Here is a 16071-nt window from a genome sequence, read left to right as displayed (position 1 = left end):
CTGGCTTGCCGCTTCTGCGTCAGTAACTTCGTAACGGCACAGGCTAAAGCCTATGCTACACCTAGTTACCTTCGCAGCCTTATTGTTCTCTGCTTATGTCTGCTGCCCGCAAGCCTGCTCTGGCCTTTATCTTCCTTACGCTGCTGCTCGATGTCATCGGGTTTGGCATCATCATTCCGGTGCTGCCCAAGCTGATTACGCACCTCACGGGCGGCACCTTGTCGGAGGCGGCGCAGTACGGTGGGTGGCTGCTGTTTGCGTTTGCCAGCATGCAGTTCCTGTTTTCGCCCATCCTCGGCAACCTCTCCGACCAGTACGGGCGGCGGCCGGTGCTGCTGTTTGCGCTGTTCGGCTTCGGCCTCGACTACCTGTTTCTGGCCTTTGCGCCGTCGGTGGCGTGGCTGTTTGTGGGGCGCATTATTGCGGGCATCACGGGGGCCAGCTTCTCCACTGCCTCGGCCTACATTGCCGATATCAGCACGCCCGAAAACCGGGCTCAGAACTTCGGCATGATCGGGGCCGCGTTTGGGCTGGGCTTCATTATCGGGCCGGTGTTGGGCGGCAAGCTGGCGCATTTCGGGCACCAGGCGCCATTTCTGGCGGCCGCGGCGCTGTCGCTCATCAACTGGCTGTATGGCTACTTCGTGCTGCCTGAGTCGCTGGCTAAGGAAAACCGCCGGCCCTTCGACTGGAAGCGGGCCAACCCCATCGGCTCGCTCCGGCAGCTACGCAAGTATCCCGTGATTCTGGGGCTGGTGGTGGCCATGGTGCCCATCTACATTGCCGCGCACGCCACCCAAAGCACCTGGTCGTACTTCACGATGTACCAGTTTCACTGGAACGAAGACCAAGTAGGCAACTCGCTGGGAGCCGTCGGGCTGCTTACGGGCTTGGTGCAGGGTGTGCTGATTCGCTACATCAACCCCTGGCTGGGCAACAAACGCTCGGTGCTTATCGGGCTGGGGCTGTACACGCTGGGCTTTGCGCTGTTTGCGTTTGCCGGGCAGCCCTGGATGATGTTCGCCTTCCTGGTGCCCTACTGCCTGGGCGGCATTGCCATGCCGGCGCTGCAGAGCATTATGGCCGGGCAGGTGCCGCCCTCCGAGCAGGGCGAGCTGCAGGGCGCCCTCACCAGCCTCGTCAGCCTCACCTCCATCGTGGGCCCGCCGCTGATGACCAACCTGTTTTCGTTTTTCACCGGCCCCAAGGCGCCCGTGCATTTCCCCGGCGCGGCCTTCCTGACGGGCTCGGTGCTCACGCTCATCAGTTTGCTGCTGGTGATTCGTTCTTTGCGCCACTACGTGGCCCCGATTACGCCTGCGCCGGTTTCGGAAGCTGCGGCCGGCCACTAGAGAAGGTGATTCCGACGCAGGAGGAATCTGGGTGAACCAACTATCGGTTTGCCCAGGTTCCTCCTGCGTCGAAATGACAGTTCTAAAACAGCAACTCCCTGCCCGGCAGCTTCCGTAGGCTCATCAGCGCCTTGGGCACGGCCCGCGCCCGCTACCAGTTCAGATACTCCCGAAGCTTAGGGTGCGTAAGCAGCTTCAGCAGCAAGCCTACCACGCCCAAGGCTTTCAGGGCCATGCCGCTTATCAGCAGCAGGTCGGCACCGGCCCAATGCTGAATCTTGAACAGCGCGCCCACGAAATCGACGCAGAAACCGAGGAAGAGTAAGGCGAGAAAGTGTTTGATTTTCATACTTGAGTAATTGATGAGGTTTGTGACTCCTGCAGCATCCGCCCGGAGCATTTTAGTTACCCGCACGATCATCTGAAAATGAGGGCACTTGGAGGATAATTATCGTTGCTGCCGCAGGTTAATCAATTAATTCCATGCTTACATGCGCCCTTGCTGGCCGCCTGCAAGGTATCTTTACTATCGATGAATTCGCTCCTGCCGCCTATCGTTTCGCCTGCTTCCGTTTCCACCGAGTCGTTTCTGAGTCAGATGGCCCGCGACCTGACCGCGCGCTACTCACCGGAGGAGCTGTCGGATCTGGTGGTGGTGGTCCCTACGCGGCGGGCCGTGGTGTACCTCAAAAACGAGCTGGCCATGGCCACCGACGCCGGCGAGGCCCTCTGGAGCCCGCGCGTGGCGGCCATGGAAGACTACATGGTGGAGCTGGCCGGCGTGCAGGTGGAAGAACCCATCACGCTGCAGCTGCTGCTCTACGACATCCTGCGCGACATCGACCCCAAGCTGGACTTCGACCGGTTTGTGAGCTGGGCCGGGCTGCTGCTCGAAGACTTCTCCAGCCTCGACCAGAACCTGGCCCCCGCCGATAAAGTGTTCGAGTACCTGTCGCAGGCCAAGGCGCTGGAGCGCTGGGATTTGGGCGAGGCCCCCAAGCCGGAGTCGATGACAGCCGGCTACTTCCGCTTCTGGGACGATTTGAGCAAGGTGTACTACCGTTTGCGCCAGCGCATGCTGGCCCAGCACGTGGCCTACCCCGGCCTGGCGTATCGGCGCGCTGCCGAGCGGGTGGCCGAGCAGCTGGCCGCGGGCCAGGCCTTGCCGCGGCACGTGTTTCTGGGGCTGGGCTTCCTCTCCAAGGCCGAGGAGCGCCTGATTCTGCAGCTGCTGAAAGCCGGTCTGGCCGAGGTGCGCTTCGACGGCGACGCCTTCTACATGGACGCCGACACGCCCAACCGCGCCGGCCAGCACCTACGCCGCTACCTCAAAAACTGGGAGCTGCCGCTGGACGATTTCGGCGGGCCGGCCGAGCTGCTGCGCGGGCTGCCGCGCCACGTACGCTTTGTGGGCGTGGCCAACGCCAGCATGCAGGGTAAGGTGGCCGGCCAGCTGCTGGCCGGCGCCCGCTTGGCCCACCCCACCGGCACGGTAGCCGTGGTGCTGCCCGACGAAACCCTGCTGCTGCCCGTGCTGCACGGCCTGCCGCCCGACGCCGTGCCCGACTACAACGTGACCATGGGCCTCAGCTTCCAGAGCACGCCCCTGTTCAACCTCGTGGATCTGCTGTTTGAGGTGCACCTGACCGGCATCCGGGAGGGTTCCAGCGAAACCGGCTACGGCGTGCCGCGCTACCATCACCTGGCCGTGACCAAGCTGCTGGGCCACCCGTTTCTGCGCCGCTACCAGCAGTGGCTGGACAAGCAGCCCAACCCCGAGTACCACGGCCTGCTCGACCACATCTGCCGCGCCATTGTGAAGCGCAACGCCGTGCTGCTGCCCGCCACCGAGCTGCTGGAGCTGGGCAAGGAGCACGCCCTGATTGAGGCCCTGTTCAAAGCCTGGGACACCTGCGACGACATCATTGCGGCCTGCTACACCCTGATTGACCTGCTGAAACAGGTCTACCAGGAGCAGCATTCGGCCATCGAGGCGGAGTACCTGTACCTGTTCTACACGCTGGTGAAGCGCCTGGATTCGGTGTTCGATTGCCGGGAGCAGCGGCTGTCGGTGCGCTCATTCCGGCGCTTTCTCTACGAGCAGATGACCCGCACGCGCCTGCCGTTCTCGGGCGAGCCGATTGCCGATGTGCAGGTGATGGGTTTGCTGGAAACCCGCGCCCTCGACTTCGACCACATCATCCTGCTCAGCTGCAACGAAAACGTGCTGCCGGCCCCTAAGCGCCACACGTCGCTGTTTCCGTACGACGTACTGACCGAGTTCCGCCTGCCCACCTACGCCGACCAGGAAGCCGCCACCGCCTACCACTTTTGGCGCCTGCTGCAGCGCGCCCGCCGTGTAGACCTAGTGCACGTGCTGCCCGGCGCCGAAGGCACCCGCACCGGCGAGCGAAGCCGCTTCCTGCTCCAGCTCCAGAACGACTTGCTCCCCCAAAGCCCCCAGATGGTGCTGGAAGATGTGGTGGTGGTGGCGGTGGTGACCGGCGCCAACGAAGGGCCTCACCCCCCGGCCCCCTCTCCCGTGGAGAGGGGGAGCCAGACGACTGCAACGCAGCCTGCTTTGGGGGCTTTCTCGCCGATTTCAGCTCGCGAAGGAGCCATAGCAGATCATGTGCTTACTGCTAATGCTGCCACCTGGCGTAAAACTGCTACGTTTTCTAAGGAGATGCGCAAGCATCCGACTCCGGCAGAGGAGTCCCTGTGGCAGGCTGTTCGCAATCAGAAGCTAGGCGAGAAGTTTCGGCGACAGCACGTTATCAACTCCTTTATAGTTGACTTCATCTGTATTGCCAAAATGCTCATTGTTGAGGTGGATGGTGATGTTCATGCTGAAGCAGAACAAGCTGAATATGACGCGGGCCGCACGCATGAGCTGAACGGGCTGGGATACCGGATTCTGCGTTTCTCGAATGAGGAAGTGCTTAACAACCTGACTACAGTGCTTGAGCAGATCCAGGAAATGCTACAAAGTCTGCCATCACGCGTGCAGCCTGAAAATATCCCCAGCCCTTCACACGCAGTGGTTGATTCACAACCCAAATTCCCCGACCAAACCGCCTACGTCAGCGGGTCGTCTGGCTCCCCCCTCTCCACGGGGAGAGGGGGGCCGGGGGGGTGAGGCCTCACCCGCGCCGTCCCTCAGCGACCTGACCCTCGACAAAGACGCCGGCATGCTCCAGGCCCTGCGCCTGCTCCTCGACAAAGGCCTCTCCCCCACGGCTCTCAACGAATACCTGGCCTGCTCGCTGAAGTTCTATTTCAACCGCGTGGCCCGGTTCCGCGAAGCCGATGAAGTGGAGGAAGCCCTCGGCGCCGACGGCTTCGGCACGGTAGTGCACGAGGCGTTGGAAGACATGCTCACGCCGTTCCAGAAAAGCGGCCAGCCCCTTACGGCCGCCGACATTCCGGGCCTGGTGCAGCTGGCCCCCATGATGGTGCAGAAGGCGCTGCGCAAAGAGGAAAAAGACCGCCACGCCCGCGCCGACGAAGGCCTCAACCACGTGCTGGGCCAGGTGGCCTCGCAGCTGGTGCGGCGCTACCTCGAAGGCCTGCTCACCGAAAAAGACGGCCTGCCGCTGCAGATTCAGGGCCTAGAGGAAGAGCTACACGCCACGGTGTTTGTGCCGCTGCCCGACGGAGAGAAGCTGCCTGTGCGCCTCGTCGGCTTTGCCGACCGGGTCGACCAGCTGCCCGACGGCCGCCTGCGGGTGGTGGACTACAAAACCGGCCTCGTGCTGGCCCACGAGCTGAAGCTGCAGAAGCGCAACGAAACCGCCGCCGAGGCCGCCGAACGCCTCGTGCTCGACGCCACCTACTCGGCCGACAAGGTGCGCCAGCTGTGGCTCTACCGCTTCATGCTGGCCCAGAACGGCCGCCCCGCCGCCGACGCTGCCATCATCTCCTTGCGCAACCTGCCCGCCGGCCCCATGCCCGCCGACATGGGCTTTATCACCGCCGACGGCCAGGACTTCCTGCCCCGCAGCGAGGAGCTACTCGGCCGCATCATCCGCCGCATCCTCGACCCGCAGGAGCCCATCCGCAAAACCGACGACCTCGACAAATGCCAGTACTGCCCATACAAAGGCATTTGCGCCAGGTAAATGGTTTAATGGCTGCATTGTTAAATGGTTGACTGTTCAACGAATCCTTGCCCAGCCAACTATCTAACCATTCAGCCATCAAGCCATTCCAATCAACCATTTAACAATTCAACCATTCAACCATGCCAGAAATAGACGAATTCATGCAGGCCGCCATCGACGAGGCGCGCCAGGGCCGCAAGGAAGGCGGTATTCCGATTGGCTCGGTGCTGCGCCGCGGCAACGACATCGTGAGCCGCGGCCACAACAAGCGCGTGCAGGAGCTGGACCCCATTGCCCACGGCGAAATGGATGCCCTGCGCAACGCCGGCCGCCAGCGCACTTACCGCGACACGGTGCTCTACACCACGCTGATGCCCTGCTACATGTGCGCCGGCACCATCGTGCAGTTCAAAATCCCGAAAGTGGTGGTGGGCGAAGCCCGCACCTTTGGCGAGTCCAAGGCCTTTCTGGAAAGCCACGGTGTGGAAGTCGTGATTCTGGACTCCGAGGAGTGCGTGGAGATGATGCGCGAGTTCATCGAGGCCGAGCCTACGCTCTGGAACGAGGACATCATGGAGCTGTAAGGCGCCGGTTGTTGCGCAACTGAACGCGCCATTGGCGGTTGTATAGCGGCCGGGCTGGCTTTCGGAGGGTTTCCGACTGCCAGCCCGGCCGCTATTCTTACCTTTGCCGGCATGAACCAACCTCCGCTGATGGCCACCAAGAAATGCCCGCATTGCGGGTTCTGGAGCCCGTGGCAGCAGCAGGCTACCGACCGTTGCGAGCGGTGCGGCCTCTACCTCGACGCGCCCCGCATGCGGAGCGAGCAGAAGCGGCAGGAGCTGGCCGACAAGCCGCTGCCGTCGTTTATGCGCCTAGAGCTCAAGCCCGACGACGGCCCGGTGCTGCGCTTTTTCAAGCATATTGTCCGGGGCGGGCAGCTGGTGTTCGGCGCCATCGTTTCGTTTCTGCTATGGCTGGTGGCAATGCTCGCGGGCTGACGTGGTGGCCGCCGGAACTGCGCCACCCGCTGTTTATGGCGCTGGCCGTCCTCTACCTGCTTGCGCGGCTTGCCCGCCACGGGCGCACCTGGGCGCTGCCCGCCGCCCTCAACTCGCACCTGGCCGACGTGCTGGCCCTGCCGCTGCTGCTTACCGTGGCGCTCAGCCTCATGCGGCGCCTGTATTTCCGGCAGCCCGCTTTCGTGCTGCCCGGCAGCTGGGTAGTGAGCACCTGGCTAAGTGTCGCCCTGGTTTTTGAGCTGCTGCTGCCGCGGCTGCGCCCGCGCACCTACACCGCCGACTGGCTCGATGTGGTGGCCTACGGCCTGGGCGGGCTGATTTTCTGGCGCTGGCTCAACCGCCCGGCAAGCCACTAGCCGAACCTGCCCCGCCCTCTTTTGCGTAGAACCACCCAAACGCCCCGCCGGCTTGTGCCGCGGGGCGCTTGATTTTAAGTACCGAGTCAGAAGTATAGAGTAGTAAGATTTACTTCAGCCACCTGATCATCAGGTGTTGATTATGGTCTCATTACTCAGTACTTGTGCCTTGGTACTTAGTTACTGACTGACTGTATATGCTGAATGATCTGAACCGGGTGTTGTCCACGTACTGGCAGCAGTTTTTGTATGTGCTGCCCAAGCTGGCCCTGGCGCTGGTGCTGCTGGTAGTGGCCATTTTCATTGCCAACCGCCTGAGCGGCCTGCTGGGCAGCCGCCTGCGCCGCCGCTCCCACGACCCACTCCTGGCCGACTTCCTCACCCGCATCAGCAAATGGGTGTTTATGCTGCTGGGCCTGCTGCTGGCCATGGAAGTGGTGGGTTTGTCGGGTATTGTGAGCGGGCTGCTGGCCGGGGCCGGGCTGTCGGCGTTCATCGTGGGCTTTGCCTTCAAGGACATTGCCGAGAACTTCCTGGCCGGCGTGATTCTGGCCTTCAACCGCCCCTTCCACATCAACGACACCGTGCAGATTAAAGACCAGGTGGGCCACGTGGAGGCCCTCAACCTGCGCACCACGCTCATCCGCTCCTTCGACGGCAAGCATGTGTTCCTGCCCAACTCCCTGGTGCTCAAAGAGCCGCTCATCAACTTCACCCGCGACGGCAACCTGCGCCAAGATTTCCTGGTGAGCGTCGACTACGGCGCCGCCGGCAGCCCCGCCCGGGTGCAGGAGCAGCTGCTGGCTTTCTTGCGCCAGCAACCCGAAGTGCAGGCCCTGGAAGGCCGGCAGCCCTACATCATCCTGGAGAAAACCGCCGGCACCGCCGCTGATTTGCGGGTGTACTTCTGGACCTCGGCCGAGGAGTACCGCAGCGGCACGCTGCAGCAGAAAAGCCAGCTGATGCAGAAGGTGAAGGCAATGCTGCTGCAGGCGGGCTACCCGGCCCCCAACCTGGCGCAATAGGCGGCGGCCAGTTAAAGCCATTCGGGCAGAAGTGCCGGCCAGTGGCGGCGCAAAACGCTTGGCGGCGGAATTTTTCCCTTTTTATGGGGCACTGACGCCGCTTTTTTGCTATCCTGCGTTGTGATATTATTCCTGCCGGCTCTGTCGCTGGCAGGCTTCGCTTTTTGCTGCATAGCAATGCCCAAGAATATTGTTCACCGGATTCTTAGCCCCTTGCTGCTGTGGCGGTTGCGCCATATCAACGACCGGGTGTACCTGATCCTGGTGAGCGTGCTGGTGGGCCTGATGGCCGGCCTGACGGCAGTGCTGCTCAAAAACTCGGTGCACCGCTCGCAGGAACTGCTGTACGCCTGGGTGCCGGAAGAAAAGCGCGTGTTTGCCCTGTTTCTCTACCCCATCATCGGCATTGCGCTGTCGGTGCTCTTCACGCGCTATTTTCTGGATGGCAACCTGAGCCGCGGTTTGGGGCCCATCATCTACAACATTGCCCGGCAGGGCAGCATTGTGCCGCGCAGCAAGCTGTATTCGCAGTTTATTACCTCCTTTATCACGGTTTCGTTTGGCGGCTCGGCGGGTCTGGAAGCCCCGATTTCGGTGACGGGCGCCGCCCAGGGCTCCAACCTGGGGCGGCTGCTGCGCGTGGGCCGGCGCGAGCGGCGCTTGCTGGTGGGCTGCGGCGCGGCGGCCGGCGTGGCGGCTATCTTCAACTCCCCGATTGCGGGCGTGCTGTTTGCCGTGGAAGTGGTGCTCTCCGAACTGGCCGCGCCCTACTTCATTCCGCTGCTGATTTCCACGGCCACGGCCACGGTGGTGTCCAAGGCCCTGTTCGAAGGCCAGCCGTTCGTGCTCATCACCACCAGCTGGCCCGTGGACGCGGTACCGTTTTACTTGATGTTGGGGCTGTGCACGGCGCTGCTGTCGGTGTATATGATCCGGGTGTACTTCGCGGCCGATAAGTTTTTTGAGCGCTGGCCGGGCACGTTCCGCAAGGTGGCGCTAGGCGGCCTGGCGCTGGGGGTGCTGGTGTTTCTGTTTCCGCCGCTCTACGGCGAGGGCTACAACATCGTGCAGCTGCTGCTGGCCGGCAAAGGCCAGGACCTGGTCAGCGGCTCCATCTTTGCCGTCTACCGCGACGAAAACGTGTGGATTCTGCTGGGCGTGGCGGCGGCCAGTATGCTACTGAAAGTGTTTGCCACCACCATTACGGTGGGCGCCGGCGGCAATGGCGGCATGTTTGGCTCGTCGCTGTTTGCGGGGGCGCTGCTGGGCTTCGTGTTTGCCCGGCTCATCAACCTGAGCGGCCTGACCAGCGTCACGGAGGTGCATTTCATCGTGCTGGGCATGGCCGGCGTGCTGGCCGGCGTGGTGCACGCCCCACTCACGGCCATCTTTTTGATTGCCGAAATCACCGGCGGCTACGCCCTGTTTGTGCCGCTGATGGTGGTGACCAGCTCGTCGTACCTGATTACCCGCTACTTCGAGCCCTACTCCGTGTACACCCGCAAGCTGGTGCAAAAGGGCGTGTATGTGCACCAGGACCGCGACCGGAGCCTGCTCTCCCAGCTCGATCTACACAACCTGGTGCAAACCGACTTCGTGCCCGTGCACCCCGACGACACGCTGGGCACGCTGGTAGATACGTTCCGGCACGCCACCCGCAACCTGTTTCCGGTGGTGGATGAGGCCGGCCTGCTGGTCGGCGTCGTCACGCTCGACACCGTGCGCGACGCCCTCTTCGACGACGCCCACTACGCCACCACCCGCGTGCGCGACCTGATGACCGACCCGGCCGCCGTCGTCAATTCCGACGACTCTTTGCTGGATGCCCTGCGCTGCATGGAGCAGCTCGGCGTGCCGGCGCTGCCCGTGGTGGCGCAGGGCCGCTACGTGGGCTTTCTGCTGAAATCCAGCATCCTGGCCGGCTACCGCCGCCAGCTGCTCAAGGAAACAGAGTAGCCGAGGTGGTAGAGTGGTGGGTGGGTGGGTTATACAGAGCGTCATGCAGAGGCGCAGCCGAAGCATCTCGCGTGCTGACGTTGCTAAACAAGTGAACGACAACTGCTCCGTAGCCCAGGGTTTAAACCCTGGGCTAGTGAAGCAACGTCAGCACGCGAGATGCTTCGCTCGGCTCTGCATGACATTCTTATAACCCACCACTCCGCCAATCCATCACCCCACCTAATACTCTCCTATCTGTGGGTCTTTCTTGGTGAGCTGCAGGCCGATCATCATCAGCACGCCGGTTAGTAGAATCACCACAAACAGCAGGCTTTCGCCTACTTCGCCGAGGTGGTGGCGGGCCGGGATGCTGTAAAACAGCAGCACCGTGATGAGGCCTTTGGGCGCAATGAACAGCTCCGGAATCAGGTCGGACTTGGCGACGTAGCGCAGGTAGAGGAAGCGGATGACGGTGAGTACGCCCACAATCAGCAAGCCCTGCAGCAGCAGCGTGCCACTGATGAGCGTGCTGAGCGTGATGCTGAAACCGAACAGCAGGAAAAAGAACGTCCGGATCAGGAAGGCTGATTCGGCGGTGATGCTTTTAAGCGGATGCAGCTCGGCGGCCAGCTGCTCAGGGTGCAGCCAGCGCTGCAGGCGCGGGCCGCGCAGAATCAGGGAGGCGTTGTTCACGGCCAGCCCAAACACCAGCACCAGCACCAACGACGACAGGTGCAGCTTTTTGGCCACACTGTAGAGCAGCACCAGAAACGCCAGAATCAGGAAAAACTTAACGTGCAGCCGGATGCGGCCCAGCAGAAACGCCAGCGCCGCCGTGCTCAGCACCGCCACCACCAGCACCGCCACCACGTCGCGCGAGAACGTGACTACCGAAATACCCTGCGCGAAATTGTCCTGCAGCGCGAAGTTGAACAGCATGATGCCCAGGATGTCCGAGAACGTGCTTTCGTACACGATGAACTCCTGCTTCTCGCCCATCAGGTTGGCCACGCTGGGAATGGCAATGGCCGAGCTGATAACAGCCAGCGGCACGGCATTTACGAGGCAGGTCTGAAACGAGGCCCCCAAATACCACTGCAGCAGCAGCGCAATAGCCACCGACTGCACCACCAGCATCAGCACCGCCGCCAGAAACGAGCGGCGGATCAGCGGGGCTTTTTCGCGGGTCAGCTCCAGATCAAGGGCGCCTTCCAGCACAATCATAATCAGGCCGATGATACCGAATATTTCCAGCACCACCTTCGGAATGGCCAGCGTGAAGTCGAAGTAGTCGGCGGCCTGGCGCAGGGCAATGCCCGTGAGCAGCAGCATCAGCACCGACGGCACCTTGGTAGCCCGCGCAATCAGGTCGAAGAGGTAAGACAGGATGACGGCCGTACTGAGGCCGATGAGGATAGAATAAGAGCCCATACATGCAAGCCAGGCCCCCGCAGAACACCCGTTCCCGGCCCGGCAATGCCGCTCTATACGGCAAAACCGCCCCCAACGCCGAATCAGCCCTACCTTTGGGTTTTAGAGTGAGACGTGATGAGGTTATGGGGTGATGAGGTGAAATGTCAGGCCGTCATTCCGAGCATGTGGCGCATCAAGCCAGTGACGAGGAATCTCGCCTGAGGCTAACTGTCATTCCGAGTGCAGCGAGGAATCTCGCGTGCTGATGTTGAAATGCTATTCAGACGTCAGCACGCGAGATTCCTCGCTGCACTCGGAATGACGTTCTCTCCCCATCACCCCATAACCTCATCACCCCCCACCACCCCACCACAAAAAATGAAACACGTTGCCATCATAGGAGGCGGGCCAGCGGGGCTGCTGGCGGCCCAGCGGCTGGCGGAAGCTGGCTGGCAGGTGGCCGTGTATGAGGCGCAGGCCACGGTGGGGCGCAAGTTTCTGGTGGCCGGGCACGGCGGTTTCAACCTCACCAACTCCGAGGAAGCCGAAGGCTTTGCCGCCCGCTACGGCGCCAGCCAGCCGGCTTTCCGGGAACTGTTGGCGCATTTCTCTGCCGCCGACCTGCGCCACTGGGCCGCCGACCTGGGCATTGCCACGTTTGTAGGCAGCAGCGGGCGGGTGTTTCCGCAGGAGCAGCACAAGCCCGCCGATCTGCTGCGGGCCTGGGTGGCACGGCTGCGCGAGCTGGGCGTGGTGCTGCACCTGCGCCACCGCTGGCTGGGCTTCGCGGGCGAAACCGGGCTGCAGCTGCGCAACGAAGCCACCAACGAAACCTTCACCCTCAGCCCCGACGCCACCGTGCTGGCCCTGGGCGGCGCCAGCTGGCAGAAAACCGGCTCCGACGGCCAGTGGGTGCCGGCGCTGCAGGCCGCCGGGGTGCAGTGCGTGCCGTTTGCGCCGGCCAACTGCGGCGCCGAGGTGGCGTGGTCGGAGTTCTTCCGGGCGAAAGTGGGCCGCACACCCCTCAAGAACATTGCGCTGCGCTGCGGCAGCCACCTAGAGCGGGGCGAAGTAATGCTGACCGACTACGGCGTGGAAGGCACGCCCGTATACGCCCTCACGCCCGCCCTCCGCGAGGCGCTAACCCTGGGCAGCCCGGCCCCGCTCCTGCTCGACCTCAAGCCCGACCTCTCCGACGCCCAACTGCTGCAGAAGCTCCAGAAGCCCCGCGCCGGCCGCTCCCTCCCCGATTTCCTGCGCCAGACCCTGCGCCTCAGCCACCCCATCCCAACGCTGCTGCGCGAAACCGCCCCACCCGAGGCCACTGCCACGCCCGAGGCCCTGGCCCAATTGCTGCGCGCCGTGCCGTTGCCCGTACACGCGTTGCGCCCACTCGATGAGGCCATCAGCACGGCCGGCGGCGTGGCCTGGTCAGAAGTAGATGAGCACCTGATGCTACGCCGCCGCCCCGGCACCTACGTGGCTGGCGAAATGCTGGACTGGGAAGCCCCAACCGGCGGCTATCTGCTGCAAGGCTGCTTCAGCACCGGCGCCTGGGTGGCCCGCAGCATTGCCCAGCGTATCGGCTGACGGAAGTTGACTGCATCGTAGCGCGAACTTTGTAGTTCGCGTCCCCGCGCCGTTGCAGTCATCCGAACGGCGCGGAGGCGCGAACTGCAAAGTTCGCGCTACTGCTTACTCGTTGACAGTTGCTTTGGCCGCGGCTTCCGCCAGAATGGTCTTGGCTTCGGCCAACAGCCGCTCGCCGGGGTTGAGCTGGGTGCGGGCAATGAGGGCCACCAGAATAAAGAAGGACACCACCGGCAGCGCCCATCCCAGCGCAAACCACCCCCAGAACGAGCGTCCGTAGCTGACGGCGCAATAGCCCGTAACCAGTGGCAGCACCGTGAAGGCGCACAGAAAACCAATTCCGGATAAGATAAAGTAGGCAATCATGGCGGTGGCAACTACTCTTCAAGATACGCGTTCCGGCGGCGCTTTGCAACGCAAAATGCGGGCTTCCTGCTGCCTCAACCGCCCGTAGGCCCGAAAGTTGCTCTCCCGGCGGCAAGTTGTGCCCAAGCGGCCTATCTTCGGAATCCCTTTTCCCGTATCTACTCGCTCCCGCGTCTTCTGTTCCCTGCCTCTTTGCCACCTTCGCCCAGCCCTATTCTCCCCTCGATGTGGGAACACCAAAGCCTTTTCCGCGTGTCGGCCCAGCTGTTTGCGGAAGGCATCTTCAACCTGCTCGACCGCACGCTGAAACCGGAGGTGTTCCTGCTGGGGCTGGCCTCGGCCCGCGAAACCGACGAGCCGCAGGCCGTGGTGGTGGAGCCCGCCACCCTGCGCTATACGCCCGCCGACTTTGCTGGCGTGAAGGCCCGGGCCATGGCCCTGGAGCCCGACGGCCCGCGCGAAGTGGTCTACCACCTGCACCCCGCCGACCACGACCGGTACGAGAAGCTGCGCTGGTATGAGCTGCTGCGCCGCGCCACCGAGCAGACCCTAGAAGCCCTGACCGCCAGCCGCGGCGAAGAGCGCCTGAGCTTCTGCTCGCCGCCCGTGAGCCTCTACGGCTATCAGGTGGTCGTGATTCTGCAGCTTTCCACCGAGGCCTACCAGGCCTATTACACGCTGCCCGTGCCGGGCCCTGGCAACCGCCCCACCTCCCTGGTGCACGCCGCCGTGCAGGAGTTTCTGCTCGACTGCAGCCGCGCCCTGCGCGAGTCCGACACCGACGACGACCGGCCCGTGCTGGACCGCGACTACAACGAGGTGCTGCGCGCCGCCGGCCGCAGCTTTATGCTGCGCGCTGCCGCCGGCACCCACGGCCTCTACGACGCCTGCAACGGCATTGCCGCCCTGCGCCACGAAGGCGACGAAGGCGTGGGCACCATGCTGGTCGCGCGCCGCCACCACCCGGCCATTGTGCCGGTGCTCACCCTGGAAAGCCCCATTCCGCTGCGCGACCACCGCCGCATCCGCAAGCTGCTGGAGCTCAGCGAAGACCGCACCGCGCTGGTGTCCGATGCCACCGACGTGTTCGGGCTGGGCTATCTGGTGTCGCCGGAAGACCCGGCGTATGAGCCGCTGTTTACGGTGCATTTCACGCGCCACTACAGCTGGGAGCTGAGCCACAACGAACAGGTGATGATGAAGGTGGTATCGAACACGCCGCGCCTGCCGCAGGGCCGCGTCGATGCCGAGAACTTTGCCCGGGCCGTGGAGCGGATTTTCCCGCAGCTCGGCACCGATGCCGTGTCGTATCTGTGGGAGCTGACGCAGCGCGCCACCGAGCAAACCAACGGCACCATTCTGGTGATTTCGGAAGGCGCGGCCCAAGAGGCCGTGCGCCTCACGCGCCAGTGCTTCCGGGTGGCCCCGCGCCTGATGACGCCCTCCGTGCTGCGCCTGGTCACCAACATCGACGGGGCCGTGTTCGTGGCGCCCGATGGCACCTGCCACGCCATCGGCGCCATCCTCGACGGCCTCGCCACCGAAAAAGGCGACTCCTCCCGCGGCTCGCGCTACAACTCGGCCCTGCGCTACGTGGAAAGCAGCCGCTACGCCTGCCTGGCCGTGGTAGTCAGCGAGGACGGCCTGATTGACCTGCTGCCGCCCGTGCGGCGGTAGTATTGTCATTGCGAGCAGAGCGAAGCAATCCTTCCTCTCGTGGCAGACACTTCCCTTACAGACAAGCCCTCCGGTAGTAGGTTATTGGCCTGCTGCCGGAGGGCTTTTCGCTTAGGGTTGCTCAGCTCTCAGAGAGGAAGGATTGCTTCGCTCTGCTCGCAATGACAACCCCTTACCCGTTCACCGATTTCATCATTTGCTCGGGGTAGCGCTGGCCGGCGGCGGCACCGCGGGGCGCCATGGCGTCGAGTTGGGCCAGCTCGTCGGGGCTGAGCTGCACGTCGAGGGCGCCGAGGTTTTCTTCGAGGTACGATACGCGCTTGGTGCCGGGGATGGGCACTACGTCGTCGCCCTGAGCCAGCACCCAGGCCAGGGCCAACTGGCCGGGCGTGCAATTTTTCTGGTTGGCCAGCTCGTTGATGCGTGCCACGAGGTCCAGATTTTTCTGGAAGTTTTCATCCTGGAAGCGCGGCGTGAAGCGGCGGTAGTCGTTGGGCGCCAGGTCCTCAAACTTCTGAATCTGGCCGGTGAGGAAGCCGCGGCCCAGCGGCGAGTACGGCACAAACCCGATGCCCAGCTCACGGCAGGCTTGCAGCACGCCGTCTTCGGGGTCGCGGCTCCAGAGCGAGTACTCGGTTTGCAGGGCCGCAATGGGGTGCACGGCGCTGGCCCGGCGCAGCGTGTCGGGGGCGGCTTCGCTCATACCCAGGTGGCGCACCTTGCCGGCCTTCACCAGCTCCGCCATGGCCCCGATGGTTTCCTCAATGGGCGTGGCCGGATCCACGCGGTGCTGGTAGTAGAGGTCGATGTAGTCGGTGCCGAGGCGCCGCAAGGAGTCGTCGCAGGCTTGGCGCACGTACTCGGGCCGGCCGCTGATGCCGCGCTTACTGGGGTCACTAGGGTCGCGCAGAATGCCGAATTTGGTGGCAATGACCACCTGCTGGCGGCGGTCTTTGAGGGCTTTGCCGACCAGCTCCTCGTTTTTGTAGGGCCCGTACATGTCGGCCGTGTCGAAGAACGTGACGCCCAGCTCGGTGGCGCGGTGCAGCGTCCGGATGCTTTCGGCATCGTCGGGCTGGCCGTAGAAATCCGACATACCCATGCAGCCGAGGCCCAGGGCAGAAACGGTGAGGCCGGAGCGGCCCAGTGTGCGGTGTTGCATAGCGCAGGTAGTGTGGAGTGGAGAATCGGTGCTAACTACCATAACGGCCGGCCGGCGGCAGAGTTGG

Annotated in this window: 14 protein-coding genes; 10 read left to right on the top strand and 4 right to left on the bottom strand. The window is 63.4% G+C overall.

The genetic code is table 11. The features are described 5' to 3' along the window. Nucleotides 1-95 precede the first annotated feature (95 nt). Nucleotides 96-1352 carry a TCR/Tet family MFS transporter gene (locus tag N008_RS16070; RefSeq protein WP_044017444.1) on the top strand — a complete coding sequence of 419 codons (1257 nt, stop codon included), beginning with the start codon at nt 96-98 and terminating at the stop codon, nt 1350-1352. 151 nt (nt 1353-1503) lie between these two features. On the opposite strand, the gene N008_RS16065 is transcribed toward N008_RS16070, so the two are convergent. Then, the gene (locus tag N008_RS16065) at nt 1504-1701 is read right to left on the bottom strand and encodes a GldL-related protein (RefSeq protein ID WP_044017443.1); all 198 of its coding nucleotides are present in this window, start codon (nt 1699-1701) and stop codon (nt 1504-1506) included. 183 nt (nt 1702-1884) lie between these two features. Here N008_RS16065 and N008_RS23865 point away from each other — a divergent pair, with 183 nt between their 5' ends. The 7 genes from N008_RS23865 (at nt 1885) to N008_RS16030 (ending at nt 9814) form a co-directional block, all read left to right on the top strand. After that, the gene (locus N008_RS23865; RefSeq protein ID WP_052381635.1) at nt 1885-4491 is read left to right on the top strand and encodes an endonuclease domain-containing protein; all 2607 of its coding nucleotides are present in this window, start codon (nt 1885-1887) and stop codon (nt 4489-4491) included. Nucleotides 4492-4543: 52 nt separating this feature from the next. Beyond that, entirely contained in the window at nt 4544-5473 is a 930-nt protein-coding gene (locus N008_RS16055) for a RecB family exonuclease (RefSeq protein WP_044017442.1), read from the top strand. A gap of 131 nt (nt 5474-5604) precedes the next feature. Beyond that, complete coding sequence (locus tag N008_RS16050; RefSeq protein ID WP_044018957.1) at nt 5605-6039, top strand: nucleoside deaminase; 435 nt, start codon at nt 5605-5607, stop codon at nt 6037-6039. 111 nt (nt 6040-6150) lie between these two features. Next, complete coding sequence (locus tag N008_RS16045; RefSeq protein ID WP_044017441.1) at nt 6151-6456, top strand: hypothetical protein; 306 nt, start codon at nt 6151-6153, stop codon at nt 6454-6456. Beyond that, nucleotides 6429-6833 carry a hypothetical protein gene (locus N008_RS16040; protein ID WP_044017440.1) on the top strand — a complete coding sequence of 135 codons (405 nt, stop codon included), beginning with the start codon at nt 6429-6431 and terminating at the stop codon, nt 6831-6833. The genes N008_RS16045 and N008_RS16040 overlap by 28 nt, the downstream gene beginning before the upstream one ends. A gap of 197 nt (nt 6834-7030) precedes the next feature. Then, nucleotides 7031-7858, top strand: a complete 828-nt coding sequence (locus N008_RS16035) for a mechanosensitive ion channel family protein (RefSeq protein ID WP_052381634.1) — start codon at nt 7031-7033, stop codon at nt 7856-7858. A gap of 177 nt (nt 7859-8035) precedes the next feature. Further along, nucleotides 8036-9814: a chloride channel protein gene (locus N008_RS16030; RefSeq protein ID WP_044017439.1), complete on the top strand. Its 1779-nt coding sequence runs from the start codon at nt 8036-8038 to the stop codon at nt 9812-9814. Nucleotides 9815-10036: 222 nt separating this feature from the next. On the opposite strand, the gene N008_RS16025 is transcribed toward N008_RS16030, so the two are convergent. Beyond that, entirely contained in the window at nt 10037-11227 is a 1191-nt protein-coding gene (locus N008_RS16025) for a cation:proton antiporter (protein ID WP_044017438.1), read from the bottom strand. Nucleotides 11228-11587: 360 nt separating this feature from the next. Here N008_RS16025 and N008_RS16020 point away from each other — a divergent pair, with 360 nt between their 5' ends. After that, nucleotides 11588-12799, top strand: a complete 1212-nt coding sequence (locus N008_RS16020; RefSeq protein WP_044017437.1) for an NAD(P)/FAD-dependent oxidoreductase — start codon at nt 11588-11590, stop codon at nt 12797-12799. A 105-nt stretch (nt 12800-12904) separates the two neighbouring features. Here the strand turns inward: N008_RS16020 and N008_RS16015 are convergent, their stop codons facing one another. Beyond that, nucleotides 12905-13165: a hypothetical protein gene (locus N008_RS16015; protein WP_044017436.1), complete on the bottom strand. Its 261-nt coding sequence runs from the start codon at nt 13163-13165 to the stop codon at nt 12905-12907. A 225-nt stretch (nt 13166-13390) separates the two neighbouring features. Here N008_RS16015 and N008_RS21775 point away from each other — a divergent pair, with 225 nt between their 5' ends. Then, nucleotides 13391-14842, top strand: coding sequence for a diadenylate cyclase (locus N008_RS21775; protein WP_052381633.1), 1452 nt, complete (start codon nt 13391-13393; stop codon nt 14840-14842). Between the two features lie 172 nt (nt 14843-15014). Here N008_RS21775 and N008_RS16005 read toward each other — a convergent pair whose 3' ends face one another. Then, on the bottom strand, nt 15015-16004 hold the full coding sequence (locus N008_RS16005; protein ID WP_044017435.1) for an aldo/keto reductase: 990 nt from the start codon (nt 16002-16004) through the stop codon (nt 15015-15017). Nucleotides 16005-16071 lie beyond the last annotated feature (67 nt).

The organism is Hymenobacter sp. APR13 (assembly GCF_000737515.1).
Classification (GTDB): domain Bacteria; phylum Bacteroidota; class Bacteroidia; order Cytophagales; family Hymenobacteraceae; genus Hymenobacter.
This window is presented reverse-complemented; position numbering and strand designations above follow the sequence as displayed.

Excerpts from the sequence above, each read along its gene's own strand:
- N008_RS16070 (WP_044017444.1), top strand. The coding sequence starts at position 96 with ATGTCTGCTGCCCGCAAGCCTGCTCTGGCCTTTATCTTCCTTACGCTG.
- N008_RS16065 (WP_044017443.1), bottom strand. The coding sequence starts at position 1,701 with ATGAAAATCAAACACTTTCTCGCCTTACTCTTCCTCGGTTTCTGCGTC.
- N008_RS23865 (WP_052381635.1), top strand. The coding sequence starts at position 1,885 with ATGAATTCGCTCCTGCCGCCTATCGTTTCGCCTGCTTCCGTTTCCACC.
- N008_RS16055 (WP_044017442.1), top strand. The coding sequence starts at position 4,544 with ATGCTCCAGGCCCTGCGCCTGCTCCTCGACAAAGGCCTCTCCCCCACG.
- N008_RS16045 (WP_044017441.1), top strand. The coding sequence starts at position 6,151 with ATGAACCAACCTCCGCTGATGGCCACCAAGAAATGCCCGCATTGCGGG.
- N008_RS16040 (WP_044017440.1), top strand. The coding sequence starts at position 6,429 with ATGGCTGGTGGCAATGCTCGCGGGCTGACGTGGTGGCCGCCGGAACTG.
- N008_RS16035 (WP_052381634.1), top strand. The coding sequence starts at position 7,031 with ATGCTGAATGATCTGAACCGGGTGTTGTCCACGTACTGGCAGCAGTTT.
- N008_RS16030 (WP_044017439.1), top strand. The coding sequence starts at position 8,036 with ATGCCCAAGAATATTGTTCACCGGATTCTTAGCCCCTTGCTGCTGTGG.
- N008_RS16025 (WP_044017438.1), bottom strand. The coding sequence starts at position 11,227 with ATGGGCTCTTATTCTATCCTCATCGGCCTCAGTACGGCCGTCATCCTG.
- N008_RS16020 (WP_044017437.1), top strand. The coding sequence starts at position 11,588 with ATGAAACACGTTGCCATCATAGGAGGCGGGCCAGCGGGGCTGCTGGCG.
- N008_RS16015 (WP_044017436.1), bottom strand. The coding sequence starts at position 13,165 with ATGATTGCCTACTTTATCTTATCCGGAATTGGTTTTCTGTGCGCCTTC.
- N008_RS21775 (WP_052381633.1), top strand. The coding sequence starts at position 13,391 with ATGTGGGAACACCAAAGCCTTTTCCGCGTGTCGGCCCAGCTGTTTGCG.
- N008_RS16005 (WP_044017435.1), bottom strand. The coding sequence starts at position 16,004 with ATGCAACACCGCACACTGGGCCGCTCCGGCCTCACCGTTTCTGCCCTG.